The sequence below is a fragment of the Rhizobium sp. CF142 genome (assembly GCF_000281145.1).
Taxonomy (GTDB): Bacteria; Pseudomonadota; Alphaproteobacteria; order Rhizobiales; family Rhizobiaceae; genus Rhizobium.
Genome location: NZ_AJWE01000086.1, coordinates 26,015 through 40,890, shown reverse-complemented (window position 1 = coordinate 40,890; position 14,876 = coordinate 26,015). Strand labels below are relative to the sequence as shown.

Sequence of the window (14,876 nt, the reverse complement as noted above, 5' to 3'; positions counted from 1 at the left end):
CCAATCACCGAACAAGGAACCCAAGCACTGCTGCGTTTGCCAGATCGATGAAGAATGCGGAGACGAGCGGCAGGATGATGAATGCAACGGTCGCTGCTCCGTGGATTTTGGTGACTGCCGTCATGTTGGCTATTGCCGTCGGGGTAGCGCCGAGCGAAATCCCGCAAAAGCCGGCGGAGATGACCGCCGCATTATAGTTGCGCCCCATGGCCGGGAACACGACCAGGATGATGTAGACGATGGCCGCAAACGTCTGCACCGCCAGCACGATCGCGAGCGAAAGACCCAGTCCGCTCAGGCCCCACAACTGCATGCTCATCAAGGACATCGCCAGGAATATGTTCAGCGAGAGATCGGAGATAAGCGCCAGACCGCGGGTATGCGTCGGCCATGGCAAACGCGGCGCCAGGATCGGAATGCTGTTCGTCATCACGATGGCGGTCAGCAGACAGACGACGAAGAGCGGAAGATTGATCCCGGCTTCAAGGATAATCTCGTGCAGGGCGTAGCCGATGATGATTGCAACATTTGTCACCAGCAATGTGCGTAACAGGCTGATGTAACTGACATCGTCTTCGTGGCCGGCAACGGCATCCCGTGACACGCCGATTGTCAACTCCTCGTCCCTGGGGCCGCTCAGGCCATTCCGGGTGATCAGATACTGTGCGATTGGCCCCCCGATGAGGCTGGCGATGACCAGGCCGAGCGTTGCGCTGGCAATGCCGATTTCGAGAGCGTTTGTGAGACCGAAACGGCTCGACACAATCGGAGCCCAGGCAATCGTCGTGCCGTGTCCGCCGATCAGCGAGGTCGAACCGAGAAGGATTGCCATGCCTTGTGGAAGACCGAGCACTTCGCTGGCCCCCATGGAAATGAGGTTCTGGATCACGAGAAACGCAAGCGTGACGCCCAGCAGGATGAGAAACGGCTTGCCTCCGGCAAGAAGATCGGAGAGCCGCGCATTCAGGCCAACGCCGGTGAAAAAGTAAAGCAGCAGCATGTCACGTGCAGCAAGCTCGAAGCTGATCTCGATGTCGAAGAACTCATAGGCGACGAGCGTCACGAGTGCTGCCAGGAGCCCGCCCGTGACCGCCTCCGGGATGCTCCAGCGGGTGAGGGCGGGGATGAGCCGATTGAGGTTCGCGCCAGCGAAGAACACGAGGATCGCTATGGTGAACGACAGCAGTCCCGGGACCTGTATTGTCGACATGTGCCACCTTCACCGCCAGACGCGCCTTGCCGGTTGCAAAACACTGACACACGCGCTTTGACTGAACCAGTGAAAATATTGTTTCGCCCCCTCGCTGCTCCCCAGACACCATCTCACACTTGGCTTCTCCGGCCTGCTACTGGTTTCGAAGGACGCCGACGAGAGCCTTTCCGTCGGTGAAATAGGGATCGCCGCCTCCGTTGCGGCCGTCTTTGGTCGGTCCGATGCCATTGATCTCATAGCTCGACAAAAGTTGCCCGGCCTTGAGAAGATCGCTGATGACAAGGTCTCGCTCTGCGTCGACATCAGGGCCGATATGATGCGTGATTTGACCGGTATCGTGGCTGAAGCCGACGCCCCGATCAAAACTTGCCGAGCCCAACCAGTGCGGGCGATCATTTGGGCCGGTTTGTTCGGTCAGCCAAAAACGAACATGGTTGCGTTCGTCGGCGCTTTTGCCCACGGGCTTTTCGAAAGCCAGATCCTGTTTTCTGCCCTCAAAAAGCAGTGGGCTGACCGGCGCATCGAGATCAGGCCGATCAAGCACCACGCTCAGTCCGATATCGATCGATGTGCGCAAGGTAATCTTATCGGCAGGATCCCATCCGGCAGCCGCGAACGCCCGGATGACCTCTTCCTTCGAACCGACAAGACCGACATTGATGGGGTCGCCGGGAATACCCTGCTCGGTGGTCGTGACCATGTTGCCAACCTTGGCAACGCGGTCGGCATCGTGAAAAATCCATATTTCGGGAATGACGAAATAGGCAAGCAGCAAATATGTGAACAGCAGGGCAGCCACGGTGCTCGTCGCCATGCGGATTTTCGTGCGATGAAGCATTGGAAATCCCCCGATTGCCAGGGAGGATCATACGCCGAACATGCGGCGGCGACATTCATATTTTGCAGTTGGCTTCGGCAGCAACTGCCACCGACCGCTTGTGGCGCAAAGCGGTCAAGGCTTTCGCTAGCTTTCGGCCCGAAGCGAACATAGAAGCCCGGATTTTTTAGGACGGCTTTGTGCTCCCAGGTCGGTCGTTCGTTTGCCACCACCTCAACCGAGTCTATGAACAAGGTATTGCCAGATAATCAGGCGAGGGGCTCATGGAAAGCTACCGGAAATTGCTGGTCTTAGGGATGAACGAGGCAATTAAGCAGGGCAGGATATCCCTTGCTGCCCCGCCCGATGATGGTCCAAGCGACGAGGATGGTCACCTGTTTGCCGGTATTGCCGGACATCCGTCCGTGGTACTCTGGGAAAGCATCAGCTTCGGCGAGCTGCGTGTTTCGGTTTGGTGGAACTACGACCACTCGAAACACCCTCAAGCCGAATGCTCAGGAAACGCACGCGAGCGGTTCGGTCACAGCAGGCCCTTAGCCGAGAAAGTCCATTACCCGAAATTTGTAGGCGCGACCGCAAGCGCCTGGCTTGAACGGAAAACCGGGAAGCATCTTCAGGGAAATGGCAAACACTATGTATTCGACACCTATCTTCGGGCTGACATGAAGGAAAAGCTTCATGCTATTCCCGATCCAAAACCGGAAGGCTACGAAGCCGAGGGGCGATTTTTCCTGTAGATTTCGCCGCGCTCTGCAACGGCTTCGCCGCCCATCGACCCTATCAGGACTATTGCCCGCCAGCCGATACAGCCAGGAATACCGCCTTCTGCGCCTCGAAGGCGCGCTTATATGCCGGCCGCGACTGCCCGCGTGTGATATAGGCGCAGAGGTTTGGATATTCATCCAGCAGGGTCGACCCCTCCAGCCTCAGCAGCACCGAGATCATCTGCAGGTCGCCGGCGGTGAAGTTTCCGTCCAGCCAGTCGGCGTCGCCAAGCCGGGCGGAGAGTTCGCCGAGCCGCTTGCGGATGCGGTCGTTGACGTAGGCCAGACGCTCTTCGTACCAGCTCTCCTTGCCCTCCAGATATCTAGCGGTTTCGCGGTCGACGATGACGGGTTCCATCGTGGAGACGGCGGCGAAGATCCAGGCGATGGCGCGGGCGCGGCCATTTTCATCCTTCGGCAGCAGGCCGGCATGATGCTTGGCGATATGAAGGACGATAGCGCCGGATTCGAAGAGGGCGAGATCGCCTTCCTCATAGGTCGGAATCTGCCCGAAAGGCTGAAGGGCAAGATGGGCCGCCTGCTTCATCGCCTTGAACGAGACAAGGCGAACTTCGTAGGGCTGCCCGACTTCTTCGAGCGCCCAGCGAACGCGCATGTCACGCGCCAGACCCTTGCCGCGATCGGGCGAGCGTTCAAAGGCGGTAATGGTAATCGTCATGGCTGTTCTCCTTGACCTGCCTCTCCAGAAGACGAGCGGGCGGACGGGAATCCGACAGCGGGATGATGGATATAATCCCCGCGCGCGGGCCAAGCGTAGCCCGGCCGTGCGCCATCGCTCACCCTTGGAACGATAGCGTGCCGGTCACAAAGAACGAGGCCTGGCAGGGTGCGTTGGTCCGGCAAGGCCGGGTCGGCCGCGCGGTGGATTCAATCCGTCGACTGACTGCTTTGATCTCTGTCAAGGACTGCCGGGCAGGCGTGCGATACACCGCTCTCGCATAGCCGATTTCCCGATCGCGAAGCGCTGGCGCAAGTCGCGATAACAGATGGAGATTGGCTGGACACGCTTAAGGGGTTATACCAGTAGCGTCGGCAACTCTGGGGAGGCGTTGTGGCTCAAATCACGGATACTGGCGGAGAGTTCAGGAAGAAGCGCCGGCGGGAGCTGTTGACCTTCGCCGTGCTCGCTTTCGGGATCTGGCCCGTTGTCGCTGTCGGGGTCGTCGGCGGCTACGGCTTCCTGGTCTGGATGTACCAGATCGTCAATGGGCCGCCGGGACCTCATGAGATCAAGCCCGCGCCTTCGGCCTCGGTAGAGTGAGGATCGGTTCATGGTTCTCGCAACGCGCACCCGACGTGGCTTTCTGACCGGCAGGTCCCCGGAGGATCTGGATAGGATCTTGCCTCCCGGAGCGAGTGAGACATCCGTTCAAAACTGTTCGGGCTGCGGCGCCTGCGTCGATTCCTGTCCCACGAAGATCATTTCGATCCGTTCGGGCATTCCGGCCGTGGATTTTCGGCAGGGAGAATGCACCTTTTGCGGCAAGTGCGCGGAGCGATGTCCCGAGAGCGTCTTTCCGGCCGGTGCCGCAGGCGGCTTTGCCCATTATGCGGCAATTGGCGACGGGTGCCTGGCCAATAATTACGTCGACTGTCAGGCCTGCCGCGATTGTTGTCCGGCCGGCGCGATCCGGTTTCGGCCGCGGCTCGGCGGACCGTTCGTTCCCGAACTCGATGCGGCGGCATGTACGGGATGCGGCGCCTGCATTTCGGTCTGCCCGGCCGATGCAATCACGATGAAGCCCCATCATCCGGAGGCTGCTCATGTCTAACAGCCGGCATCACGTCTCCAGTGCCGTCGTCATCACGCGCCCGGAACTGACCGAAGATGTCGCGGCGCGTCTCGCTGTGATCGAAGGGGTCGAGGTTCACGCGATGGGACCGGGCAAGATCGTCGTCGTGATCGAGGGGCCGCATTCCGGCGTGCTCGGGGAAACGCTCATCGGCATCTCGGGGATGGACGGCGTGCTCGCCGCCCACATGGTTTTCGAACAGGCATTGGAAATAGAGGAGACGATCGATGACGACCGAACTCACGCGGCGTGATCTCCTGAAGGCGCAGGCGGCGGCAATCGCCGCTGCGACCGCAGGCCTTGCCGCGCCCGCCTCGGCACAGTCGGTGCCTGGCGGAGTGGCGGCACTGGAGATCAAATGGTCGAAAGCGCCTTGCCGCTTCTGCGGCACCGGCTGCGGCGTCATGGTGGGCGTGAAGGAGAACCAGGTCGTCGCGACCCATGGCGACATGGAGGCCGAGGTCAATCGCGGCCTCAACTGCGTCAAGGGCTACTTCCTCTCCAAGATCATGTACGGCAAGGACAGGCTGACGAGCCCGCTCCTGCGCAAGCGGGACGGCGTTTACGCCAAGGACGGCGAGTTCGAACCCGTCACCTGGGAGGAGGCCTTCGACGTGATGGCGGCGCAGGCCAAGCGCGTGCTGAAGGAAAAGGGGCCGACGGCGCTCGGCATGTTCGGCTCCGGCCAGTGGACCATCTTCGAAGGCTACGCCGCGACCAAGCTGATGCGGGCGGGCTTCCGCTCCAACAATCTCGATCCCAATGCGCGCCACTGCATGGCTTCGGCGGCGGTGGCCTTCATGCGCACCTTCGGCATGGACGAGCCGATGGGATGCTATGACGATTTCGAGAACGCGGACGCTTTCGTGCTCTGGGGTTCGAACATGGCCGAGATGCATCCGATCCTCTGGACGCGCGTCGCCGACAGGCGGCTCGGGCATGAGCATGTGAAGGTCGCGGTGCTCTCTACCTTCACGCATCGCAGCATGGACCTTGCCGACATACCGCTGATCTTCAAGCCGGGTTCGGACCTCGCGATCCTGAATTACATCGCCAACCACATCATCAAGACCGGCCGCGTCAACCAGGACTTCGTCGACAAGCATACGAAGTTCATGAAGGGCACGACCGACATCGGCTACGGCCTGCGTCCCGACAACCCGCTCGAATTGAAGGCCAAGGGCGTGGCCGACGCCGCCAAGATGGAGCCGATCGACTTCGAGGCCTTCAAGGAGATGGTCTCCGAATATACGCTCGAGAAGGCGGTCGAACTTTCGGGCGTCGACAGCGCCTTCCTGGAACAGCTTGCGGAACTCTACGCCGATCCCAAGACCAAGGTCATGTCGCTGTGGACCATGGGCTTCAACCAGCATGTGCGCGGCGTGTGGGCCAACCAGATGGTCTATAACCTGCATCTGCTGACGGGCAAGATTTCCGAGCCGGGGAACAGTCCGTTTTCGCTGACGGGACAGCCGTCCGCCTGCGGTACGGCCCGCGAGGTCGGCACTTTCGCCCACCGGCTGCCGGCCGACATGGTCGTCACCAATCCGGAGCATCGCAAGCATGCCGAGGAAATATGGAAGGTGCCGGACGGGCTGATTCCGGAGAAGCCCGGTTATCACGCCGTCGAGCAGGACCGCATGCTGCATGACGGGAAGCTGAATTTCTACTGGGTGCAGGTCAACAACAACGTCCAGGCCGCCCCGAATACCAGCAACGAGACCTACAAGGGATATCGCAACCCGGACAATTTCATCGTCGTCTCGGACGCCTATCCGACCGTCACTGCCATGAGCGCCGATCTGGTGCTGCCGGCGGCAATGTGGGTGGAGAAGGAGGGCGCCTACGGCAATGCCGAACGGCGCACGCATGTCTGGCACCAGCTGGTCAACGCGCCCGGCGAGGCTCGCTCCGACCTCTGGCAGCTGGTGGAATTCTCCAAGCGCTTCACCACCGACGAGGTCTGGCCCGCCGAGATCCTCGACAAGAACCCTGATTACAAGGGGAAGACGCTCTACCAGGTGCTCTACCAGAACGGAAAGGTGGACGAATTTCCCCTGTCGGAAGTGTCGCCCGAATACGAAAACCGGGAGGCCAAGGCCTTTGGCTTTTACATCCAGAAGGGGCTGTTTGAGGAATATGCGGAGTTCGGCCGCGGGCATGGACACGATCTCGCGCCCTACGACATGTATCATCAGGTTCGCGGCATGCGCTGGCCCGTCGTCGACGGCAAGGAGACGCGCTGGCGCTACCGCGAAGGCTACGACCCCTACGTCAAGCCGGGTGAGGGGCTGAAATTCTACGGGCAGAAGGACGGCCGCGCGGTCATCCTGGCTGTGCCTTACGAGCCGCCCGCCGAGTCGCCTGATGACGAGTTCAATTTCTGGCTCGTGACGGGCCGTGTTCTCGAACACTGGCATTCGGGCTCGATGACGATGCGTGTTCCCGAACTTTACAGGGCGTTTCCCGGCGCGCGCTGTTTCATGAACGGCGACGACGCCAGGAAAATGGGCATCAACCAGGGTGCGGAGGTGCGCATCCAGTCGCGGCGCGGCGAGATCATCAGCCGCGTGGAAATTCGCGGGCGCAATCGAATGCCGCATGGCGTGATCTTCGTCCCGTGGTTCGACGCCAGCCAGTTGATCAACAAGGTCACGCTCGACGCCACCGACCCCATCTCCAAGCAAGCGGATTTCAAAAAATGCGCAGTCAAGATTCTTCCCGTCGCCTAATATCAAGGCGCGTCTGGGCGATCGCGGCCGTCGCCCTTCTGATGCTCACCGGCACCGTCACCCTGGCGCAGATGGTGCCCTCGTTGTCGGGCAACGACAACCCGATGGAGAGCAAGGAGGCGAAGCCGGTTCCCAAATGGGTCGTCGATGACATGAGAAAGATGCGGAATTATCCGGATCAGCCTCCGATCATTCCGCATTCGATCGAGGGCTACCAGCTGACGGTGAATGCCAATCGCTGTCTTTCCTGCCATCGGCGCGAGCTGACGGAAGGCTCCGGTGCGCCGATGATCAGCGTGACGCACTTCATGACCCGCGAGGGGCAGATGCTGGCCGACGTTTCGCCGCGGCGATATTTCTGCACCGCCTGCCACGTGCCGCAGGCGGATGCGAAGCCTCTGGTGCCGAACACCTTCAAGGATATGAGCGAGCTGGGCTTCAAGCCTGCGGGAAGCGAGCAATGATCGGCTGGATAAAGGCGATAATTCTCTGGTGCTGGCGCTTGCTGAGCACGCCGGCCGTTACACTTAGCCTGGGTTTCCTGACGCTTGGCGGCTTCGTCGGCGGCGTCATGTTCTGGGGCGCGTTCAACACCGCGCTCGAGGTGACCAATACCGAGGCCTTCTGCACCGGCTGCCATGAAATGAAAACGAACGTTTACGAGGAGCTGAGCCGCACGGTTCACTTCTCCAACCGCTCGGGCGTTCGCGCCACATGCCCGGACTGCCATGTACCGCACAAATGGACAGACAAGATCGCCCGCAAGATGCAGGCGTCGAAGGAAGTCTGGGGCAAGATATTCGGGACGATCAATACGCGCGAGAAATTCCTCGACAAGCGGCTGGAACTCGCCCAGCACGAATGGGCGCGGCTGAAGGCCAATGACAGCCTGGAATGCCGTAACTGCCACTCGATGGGCGCCATGGACCTGACGAAACAGACCGTGCGCGCCGCCGAGATCCACACGCGATACCTGCTGCCGGGCAAGGCGACCTGCATCGATTGCCACAAGGGCATCGCCCATGAGCTTCCCAATATGGAAGGCGTCGATCCGGGCTGGAAGGTGCCGGCGGAGCTGATGGGCAAGACGGCCGATCTTGGATGGCATGACCGGGCCATGCTCGCGGCATATCTCGGCACGACCGGTGTGTCGGCCGTCCCGGACTGACGGCTGGCGCATTCGCCGGAATTCCTGAGGGCAGGGCATGCGCGGTCCGCTGCCCTAACCGTCTGAAAGCGGACCGATTTTCGGAGCGCGAGGGGAACGTTTTCCGCATCTTCGCGTTTGGGCGATCATGATGCACGTGCAGCCTCTCCCTCCGCAGGCCGTTTCCCCGCAGCCTGGCAAAATCATCGAAACCGGCCGCGAGCAGATCCACATGCTCGAGAGCGGAAGCGCGGGTGGAGATCCCGTCGTGATGCTGCACGGCTGCGGCAGTATCGCCGAGGAGGTGATGATGCCGTTTGCAGGCAGCGGGCTCCACATCATCGCGCCCGACAGGCCGGGTTACGGGTTCAGCCAGGCACTGCCTGCCGGTGAGCGCGGCCCGCGTGGCCAGTCCTTCTGGCTGGAGCGCTTCTTCGGGGCGCTGGAGCTGGACAAGGTCGTGCTGGCCGCCCATTCGATCGGTTGTGCGCCAGCATTGCGTCTGGCCGTCCGCCGGCCGGATCTCCTGAAGGGGCTGTTTCTCATCTCGCCCTGCTGCCGGCCCGTTCCGTTCAAGCCGTTCATCGTGCTGCGCAGCGCCGTTGCGCCATTCGTCGGCCCCGTCATCCGCCAGCATGTGATTGCCCGCTGGTCGTCCTATTTCCTCGGGCGCGGCCTGCGCGCCTCGTCCTATCCCAATCCCGTGACGGCAGAGCTTCTCACCCTGCCGGCCATGCATGTGGTCAATGCCGCGTCGATCGCCACCATGGCCGAGGAACTCTGGGCCTTCAACGGCGACATGCAGCCGCCCGAAAGCCTGCCGGCCGATCTGCCGGTCTCCGTTCTCTTCGGGCGCGAAGACCGGATCATTGAGCCCGGCTGGCATCTTGACTGGCTCCATGAGAGGCATCCGGCCCTCACCGTCGAACTGCTTGATGGCGTCGGCCACATGCCGCACCACGTTGCGCCGGATCTGGCGCTTACGATGCTGGGCGATCTTGTGAAGAAGACGCCGGGCGAGCTTTCAGGCAAAGTCATTCCGGTCCTAGCACCGGCCGAAACCGGGGAGGGTGGCCAGCCGATAATTGCGGTGGCCTAGCTCAGAGGGGCGCAAAAAAGAGCCGCCTGGCTAAGGCGAGCCCAAACTGTCTGCCCTGATCGGGCATGGGGATGTCAAGGGGAGGAAAGAGCCTCGCTGCCCCAGGCCTCCTGAGCCACAGGCTGGGGAGGAACGCTTTCGCCGCCACGGCGGGCCTGCTGCCGGCTGGCAGCATCGAGCAGGGTGGCGAAAGAGGCAAGGCTGATCCTGTCGGCGCGCAGTATCTGACGGATCAGCGGGTCCCTCAGCATATCCGATGCGGTCATCTCATTCATCGCCTGTCCTCCATATCCGAACCTATGGTAGGCGTTATTTGTAAAGAACACATGTCAAGGTGGTGGCAAAAACAAGGTAAGGGTCGAAACCGTTCAAAGGCGGTCATCGTCATGGCTGTTCTCCTTGGCCTGTCTGCCTTGATGACGCGCGGGCAGGCGGGAATTCGACAGCCGATGTGATTTTTCGTCATCGCTCACGCAGAATAACCGTCGATCCCGGCCTCCGGGCCAGGTCGCAGGGCCTGATAGCGCGGCATCGGAGCTTTGACGGCGACGAGCCTGTCGCGATGCGGAGGCCTTCCGGCGGTGCATCGATATCGCCACAGGATGCCAGTTCAGCTCGCATGCCAGGCGATGGCTCTAGGGATTATAGAAATATCCCACCGCTGCCAGATAGTCCGGATTGTCTTGCAATTCCGAGGCCTGCAACAGGATCAGGGCCTTGCCATTGGTCGAATAGTAGTTGCCCGCCTTCTGCGCGCTGGCGCGCCACTCCTTTTCCCAGGAGCCATGGCTGCAATTCAGTCCAACCGGAGGATGGGCGGTATTCAAGACATATCGCTCGAAAATGTCTTCGGGCACTGGCGTATTTGCCCAATCCCCATACTTCAATCCATCAGGCCCCTGCAAACCAGCCGGAAGTGCTGCGACGCCATTGCGTCGGATGTCCTGGGTTTGCGCCCGAGACAATTGATAGATCACTGCTCCGCACGTTCCGGCACCATTCGGCAGTTGCTTCGAACCGTAGGCCTGCCGCTGATTGATCTTGTATTCTGACGGCAATAGCGAGGTCCATTGACGTCCGATGGTCTTGGGCAGCGAGGCCAGAATGACAATCATAAGGAAGGAAACGACGGACCACGAGATCAGGGTATAGGGTCGCACGCTCAAACGCTTTCTCTTAATGTCAAACGCTGCCTGTAAAACATTGATCGACACATGCCTTAACGTGAACCCGCGACTAAAACATCCGCTCAGCGTATGAAATCTGCAATGAGGTGGCAATGCGCCATTGGGTCGGCAGGGCTTGCTGGAACGGACGGCAAAGCCACGGCCGTCATCTGCTGGTAGCGTCACACACGTTCCAACCGAGGGAGACGGGCATGAGCAGAACGAAGAATGGTATGCCGGCATTGGCAGGTGCGGTGTTCTTGATGAGCCTCACTCCGGCATTCGCGGAGGACAAGACGGGCGTGATCTATCGCTGCGACGACGGCAAGGGTGTCACTGCAAGTTTTCTGACTGCGAGCAACGAGGTGCTGCTCACCACGGACGGGCAAAGCTTCCGCCTGCCGCAGGGCCTGTCCGGTTCGGGCGCGCGTTACACCGATGGGAGCGTGCTGTTCTGGATCAAGGGCAACGATGCGCAACTGGAAGCGCCGGGCCGGTCGACAAGCTGCCATGTGCAGTAACCGGCGCTCGCAAAGAGCGCCGGCACCGGCTGTCAGATCTGGGCCCAGCCACCATCGACACATAATTCGCTGCCGGTGATGTAGGCGGAGTCATCGGAAGCGAGAAACAGGACGGCTTTCGCGATCTCGTCGACCGTGCCGCTGCGGTGCATCGGAATCTGTGCGTGCACCTGCGCCTTCGTCTGCTCGATCATCTCCTCGCTCACGCCCGATTTGCGTGCCTGATCGGTATCGATGTAGCCGGGAGCCATGGCATTCACGCGAATTCCTCTGTCGGTCAGTTCCGCAGTGAGCGAACGCGCCAGCGAGCGAATGGCCGCTTTGCCGGCCGAATAGACGCTGACATAGGGACGGCCCTGTGTCGTCAGGGTCGAGGTATTGAGGATTATAGAGCCGCCGGAACGCATGAGCGGCAAGAGCTTCTGCACGGTGAAGTAGGTCCCCTTGAAGGTGTTGGCGACCGTGAAATCGAATTCTTCTTCCGACATATGTTCGAACATGCCAGGCCGCGCGCCGCCGGCATTCGCAAAGACGATATCGACGCGGCCATGTTTTCTTCCGACATGGTCGTGAAGCGCTTCGATGTCCGCCATCCTGGAAATATCGCTGCGGATGGCGTCGACGCCGTTTCCGATGCTTTGCGCCGCAGCTTCGAGCGTCGCCTGATCGCGGCCGGTAATGACGACCTTTGCGCCTTCGCGTGCGAAGAGCCTGGCTGTCGCCAGCCCCATTCCGGAGTTGCCGCCGGTGATGACAGCGATCTTTCCGTCCAATTTACCCACATTCGTCTCCAATTCGTCTCTGAACGACCCCGACTTGACATGCATGATTGCTGGAGTTGCGGGGCCGGAAATTATATATGAAGCATCGCTCAGATCTTGGATTCGCTTATGGGAAACGGCTCTCTGCCACCGCTAACCCCCCGGAGATCACCGCGTCAGGGCCGATCCGTCGCCACCGTGGACGCGATTTTCGAGGCAACTGTTCAGGTTTTGTCGAGCGACGGGCTGCTGCGCCTGACGACCACGCGGGTGGCGCGCCGGGCAGGCGTTTCGGTCGGGACGCTCTACCAGTATTTCCCGAACAAGCAGGCCTTGCTCTTTGCGGTGATGGAGCAGCATCTCGCAATCCTGGCCGATGTCATCGAGGAAGCATGCGACAAGGTCCGGGGCGCTGCGCTGGAAACTATAGCCGAGGCGGTGGTGAAGGCCTATCTTCACGCGAAGATGGCGCAGGCAGAAATCTCTCCCGCTCTTTACCGCATCGCCATGGAACTCGATGCTCGTGCGCTGATCGAGGCTGCAGTCAGGCGAAATGCACAGGCAATCGCGGCAGCACTTTCCGCCGCGAGCGACGGCCATCTCGCCGATCCGGGCCTGGTCGCCCACACATTGACCGCCGCGCTCTACGGAACGGTGCCGGCCTTCTGCCACAAGGTGTTGAGCCCGGCCGACGGTATCGAAGCCGAAAGGCAGGTCACGGTCATGTTTCGCTCCTATCTCCTCGCAGCGGAGCGGGGTAGCGGAAAAGACGCTGGATAGAGGCGAGCACAGTCGTCGCCGGCAAACCGCCAGAAGCGGATGCTAGTTCCGACGTTCCCGAGACCCCAAGAGTGGAGATGAGCGTTGACGCTGCGCCCGGTACGGATGCCGGCCTTCCGCCCCTAGAGGTCTGATGCGGCTTGGCTCTGCCGGATTCGATTGGGCATAGGCAACCTGGCAGACCTCGCCGTAAAGGACTGCGCTAAACCACGTTGTAAAATACTGTTATTTACGTGTCATCAGAGCCCACCGCATTTACACTTGTTACGCTGTTGCCTTGTGTGCCCCCGCGACCTTTGCGTCAGGGTGTGAGGCGGGCACAGCAAGGAGGAATGGAGGGTTCCCAAGATGAAATCTACGGATGTGACCCGTGGCTCGGTTGCTGCGCTGCGTGCCGCAGCAGTGGGCTTGATGGTCGGTCTCGCAACACCCACCGGCGCGAGCGCCGACGAAGCGGACGCCAGGCAGTTGCTCAAGGCGATGTCTGATTACTTGACGGCGCAGCAGTCCATCTCGTTCGGCTACGATACGAACCTCGAATTCGTTACCGCCGACCATCAGAAGCTACTGCTTGCCAGCACCGGGACCGTCGCACTCAAGCGGCCCGACAAGCTTCGCGCGACGCGGGAAGGTGGGTTCGCGAGCATCGAAATGATCTTCAACGGAAAAACGCTGACGGTGGTTCGCAAGGATACCAACCTTTTCACGGAGGTCGAAGCGCCCGGTACGCTGGATAATCTCATCGACGAGCTGCGGAACAAGTACCGCAGACCGGTCCCCGGCGCCGATTTGCTCTCGTCGACTGTCTACGACGCTCTGATGGCTGACGTGGTCGACGTGAAGGATCTTGGCAGCGGAGTAATCGGTGGCGCCGAATGCGACCATCTGGCGTTTCGCAACAAAGACGTCGACTGGCAGATATGGATCGCGCAAGGCGATCGCCCCTATCCGTGTCGATATGTTATCACCTCCAAGGAGGTCGATCAGGCGCCGCAGTACAGCGTCCAGGTCAGGGACTGGAAGGCCGGCAGCGAAGTTGCGGCAGACGATTTCGGCTTCAAGAACGAAGGCGGTGCGAAGAAAGTCGATGTGAGGGCGCTTACCGATACCGATGAGTTGCCTGATCACCTTGCCAAAGGAGGCGCGCAATGACCGTATCGAGGAAACTGAAAATTGCGCTGCTTGTTTGCAGCGTCGGATTTCTGGGATTGGAAGCGGCCGAGCAATTCTCACCCCCGAGTTCGTACGGCCTCATCTCGCCGGCCGAGGCGAGAATCGGGCGCCCGGCTACACCGGTCAGCGTAGCCGGAGTGGCGCGGCGCTCGGTGCGGCGCTGCGCGGCTGGAGTCTACTACTGTTAGCGCCTTGCGCAGCGGTGTAGCGCGTCGCAAGGCACGCCCGGTGGTGTTGCAGCTCTCATTGGCATGCTCATCCGGTGCGTGGAGGCAAGCCGGGGCTCTATCGATTATTGGTGCTCATCAAACTCAGATAGACCGATGCGCGCTTCCTGGGCAAAGCGGAACAGCGCAAATCCAAGGAAGAATGTAGCTATGACGAAAACCAGGCCAGCGCCATAAGCGTATTTTAGACCCACGAACTCGGTCACAAACAATATTACCAGAAGCAGAGTGGCACAGAGGCCCCCGCGCAGAGCCGCGAGGATGCCACTGTTCAAGAGGCGAGCACGACGCCTCAAGCGATCGAGATCCGTTTTCAGGGGCGCGCGCGCGTCATCGTCGGCTATTGCGTTCAGATTTCGTGCACGTTCCATGACAGCCGACAACCGCGAAGCCATCAACGAAACAAAGCCGGCAACCGAGCCAAGGAAAAATGCAGGAGCGATCGCTTGCGAAAAGATTTTGGACAACCGTTCCGTGTCAGGGACAAAATCTAGCATTTGCAAGTCCTTCTGTGGGCCTTGATGCGCTGCTGATGCGATGATTTGCCAGGCTGGCGATTGCCTAAGTCGGAAGAGGTTTGGGGCGGTGCGGATGTCGATCACCGCGTTTCATTCGGCTCCTCCAAGCCAAGGTACTATCAT

At 60.5% G+C, this 14,876-nt stretch carries 19 protein-coding genes; 12 read left to right on the top strand and 7 right to left on the bottom strand.

Annotated elements, in window-relative coordinates; genetic code table 11:
* Positions 1-4: 4 nt before the first annotated feature.
* Positions 5-1,210, bottom strand: coding sequence for a sodium/glutamate symporter (gene gltS, locus PMI11_RS16360; protein WP_007818993.1), 1,206 nt, complete (start codon positions 1,208-1,210; stop codon positions 5-7).
* 136 nt (positions 1,211-1,346) lie between these two features.
* Complete coding sequence (locus PMI11_RS16355; protein WP_157179644.1) at positions 1,347-2,027, bottom strand: LssY C-terminal domain-containing protein; 681 nt, start codon at positions 2,025-2,027, stop codon at positions 1,347-1,349.
* 287 nt (positions 2,028-2,314) lie between these two features.
* Here PMI11_RS16355 and PMI11_RS16350 point away from each other — a divergent pair, with 287 nt between their 5' ends.
* Positions 2,315-2,788 carry a hypothetical protein gene (locus PMI11_RS16350; RefSeq protein ID WP_007818989.1) on the top strand — a complete coding sequence of 158 codons (474 nt, stop codon included), beginning with the start codon at positions 2,315-2,317 and terminating at the stop codon, positions 2,786-2,788.
* Between the two features lie 49 nt (positions 2,789-2,837).
* Here the strand turns inward: PMI11_RS16350 and PMI11_RS16345 are convergent, their stop codons facing one another.
* Entirely contained in the window at positions 2,838-3,494 is a 657-nt protein-coding gene (locus tag PMI11_RS16345) for a glutathione S-transferase family protein (RefSeq protein ID WP_007818982.1), read from the bottom strand.
* 393 nt (positions 3,495-3,887) lie between these two features.
* On the opposite strand from PMI11_RS16345, the gene napE reads away from it, so the two are divergent.
* From napE to PMI11_RS16310, 7 genes are all read left to right on the top strand, one after another.
* Positions 3,888-4,097, top strand: coding sequence for a periplasmic nitrate reductase, NapE protein (gene napE, locus PMI11_RS16340; protein WP_007818980.1), 210 nt, complete (start codon positions 3,888-3,890; stop codon positions 4,095-4,097).
* A 10-nt stretch (positions 4,098-4,107) separates the two neighbouring features.
* Positions 4,108-4,608, top strand: coding sequence for a ferredoxin-type protein NapF (locus tag PMI11_RS16335; protein WP_007818978.1), 501 nt, complete (start codon positions 4,108-4,110; stop codon positions 4,606-4,608).
* A complete protein-coding gene (locus PMI11_RS16330; protein ID WP_007818976.1) occupies positions 4,601-4,882 on the top strand; it encodes a chaperone NapD in 282 nt (93 codons plus the stop codon). Before PMI11_RS16335 ends, PMI11_RS16330 begins: the two co-directional genes overlap by 8 nt.
* Complete coding sequence (napA, locus tag PMI11_RS16325) at positions 4,857-7,361, top strand: periplasmic nitrate reductase subunit alpha (protein ID WP_007818974.1); 2,505 nt, start codon at positions 4,857-4,859, stop codon at positions 7,359-7,361. The genes PMI11_RS16330 and napA overlap by 26 nt, the downstream gene beginning before the upstream one ends.
* Complete coding sequence (locus tag PMI11_RS16320) at positions 7,331-7,825, top strand: nitrate reductase cytochrome c-type subunit (RefSeq protein WP_007818973.1); 495 nt, start codon at positions 7,331-7,333, stop codon at positions 7,823-7,825. Before napA ends, PMI11_RS16320 begins: the two co-directional genes overlap by 31 nt.
* Entirely contained in the window at positions 7,825-8,529 is a 705-nt protein-coding gene (locus PMI11_RS16315) for a cytochrome c3 family protein (RefSeq protein ID WP_085990546.1), read from the top strand. The genes PMI11_RS16320 and PMI11_RS16315 overlap by 1 nt, the downstream gene beginning before the upstream one ends.
* 136 nt (positions 8,530-8,665) lie before the next feature.
* A complete protein-coding gene (locus PMI11_RS16310) occupies positions 8,666-9,607 on the top strand; it encodes an alpha/beta fold hydrolase (protein WP_348257842.1) in 942 nt (313 codons plus the stop codon).
* A gap of 74 nt (positions 9,608-9,681) precedes the next feature.
* Here the strand turns inward: PMI11_RS16310 and PMI11_RS16305 are convergent, their stop codons facing one another.
* The gene (locus PMI11_RS16305; RefSeq protein ID WP_007818970.1) at positions 9,682-9,882 is read right to left on the bottom strand and encodes a hypothetical protein; all 201 of its coding nucleotides are present in this window, start codon (positions 9,880-9,882) and stop codon (positions 9,682-9,684) included.
* Between the two features lie 360 nt (positions 9,883-10,242).
* On the bottom strand, positions 10,243-10,821 hold the full coding sequence (locus PMI11_RS16300) for a hypothetical protein (protein WP_157179643.1): 579 nt from the start codon (positions 10,819-10,821) through the stop codon (positions 10,243-10,245).
* A 164-nt stretch (positions 10,822-10,985) separates the two neighbouring features.
* Between PMI11_RS16300 and PMI11_RS36010 the strand changes: the two genes are divergently transcribed.
* Positions 10,986-11,294, top strand: coding sequence for an MliC family protein (locus PMI11_RS36010; RefSeq protein WP_007818968.1), 309 nt, complete (start codon positions 10,986-10,988; stop codon positions 11,292-11,294).
* Positions 11,295-11,326: 32 nt separating this feature from the next.
* Here PMI11_RS36010 and PMI11_RS16290 read toward each other — a convergent pair whose 3' ends face one another.
* A complete protein-coding gene (locus tag PMI11_RS16290) occupies positions 11,327-12,076 on the bottom strand; it encodes an SDR family oxidoreductase (protein ID WP_037071530.1) in 750 nt (249 codons plus the stop codon).
* A gap of 108 nt (positions 12,077-12,184) precedes the next feature.
* On the opposite strand from PMI11_RS16290, the gene PMI11_RS16285 reads away from it, so the two are divergent.
* From PMI11_RS16285 to PMI11_RS38095, 3 genes are all read left to right on the top strand, one after another.
* On the top strand, positions 12,185-12,835 hold the full coding sequence (locus PMI11_RS16285) for a TetR/AcrR family transcriptional regulator (protein WP_007818966.1): 651 nt from the start codon (positions 12,185-12,187) through the stop codon (positions 12,833-12,835).
* 348 nt (positions 12,836-13,183) lie between these two features.
* On the top strand, positions 13,184-13,987 hold the full coding sequence (locus PMI11_RS16280) for a DUF2092 domain-containing protein (protein ID WP_007818965.1): 804 nt from the start codon (positions 13,184-13,186) through the stop codon (positions 13,985-13,987).
* Complete coding sequence (locus PMI11_RS38095; protein ID WP_007818964.1) at positions 13,984-14,196, top strand: hypothetical protein; 213 nt, start codon at positions 13,984-13,986, stop codon at positions 14,194-14,196. Before PMI11_RS16280 ends, PMI11_RS38095 begins: the two co-directional genes overlap by 4 nt.
* A gap of 104 nt (positions 14,197-14,300) precedes the next feature.
* Here PMI11_RS38095 and PMI11_RS16275 read toward each other — a convergent pair whose 3' ends face one another.
* Positions 14,301-14,837, bottom strand: coding sequence for a DUF2721 domain-containing protein (locus PMI11_RS16275; protein ID WP_051034591.1), 537 nt, complete (start codon positions 14,835-14,837; stop codon positions 14,301-14,303).
* Between the last annotated feature and the right edge of the window lie 39 nt (positions 14,838-14,876).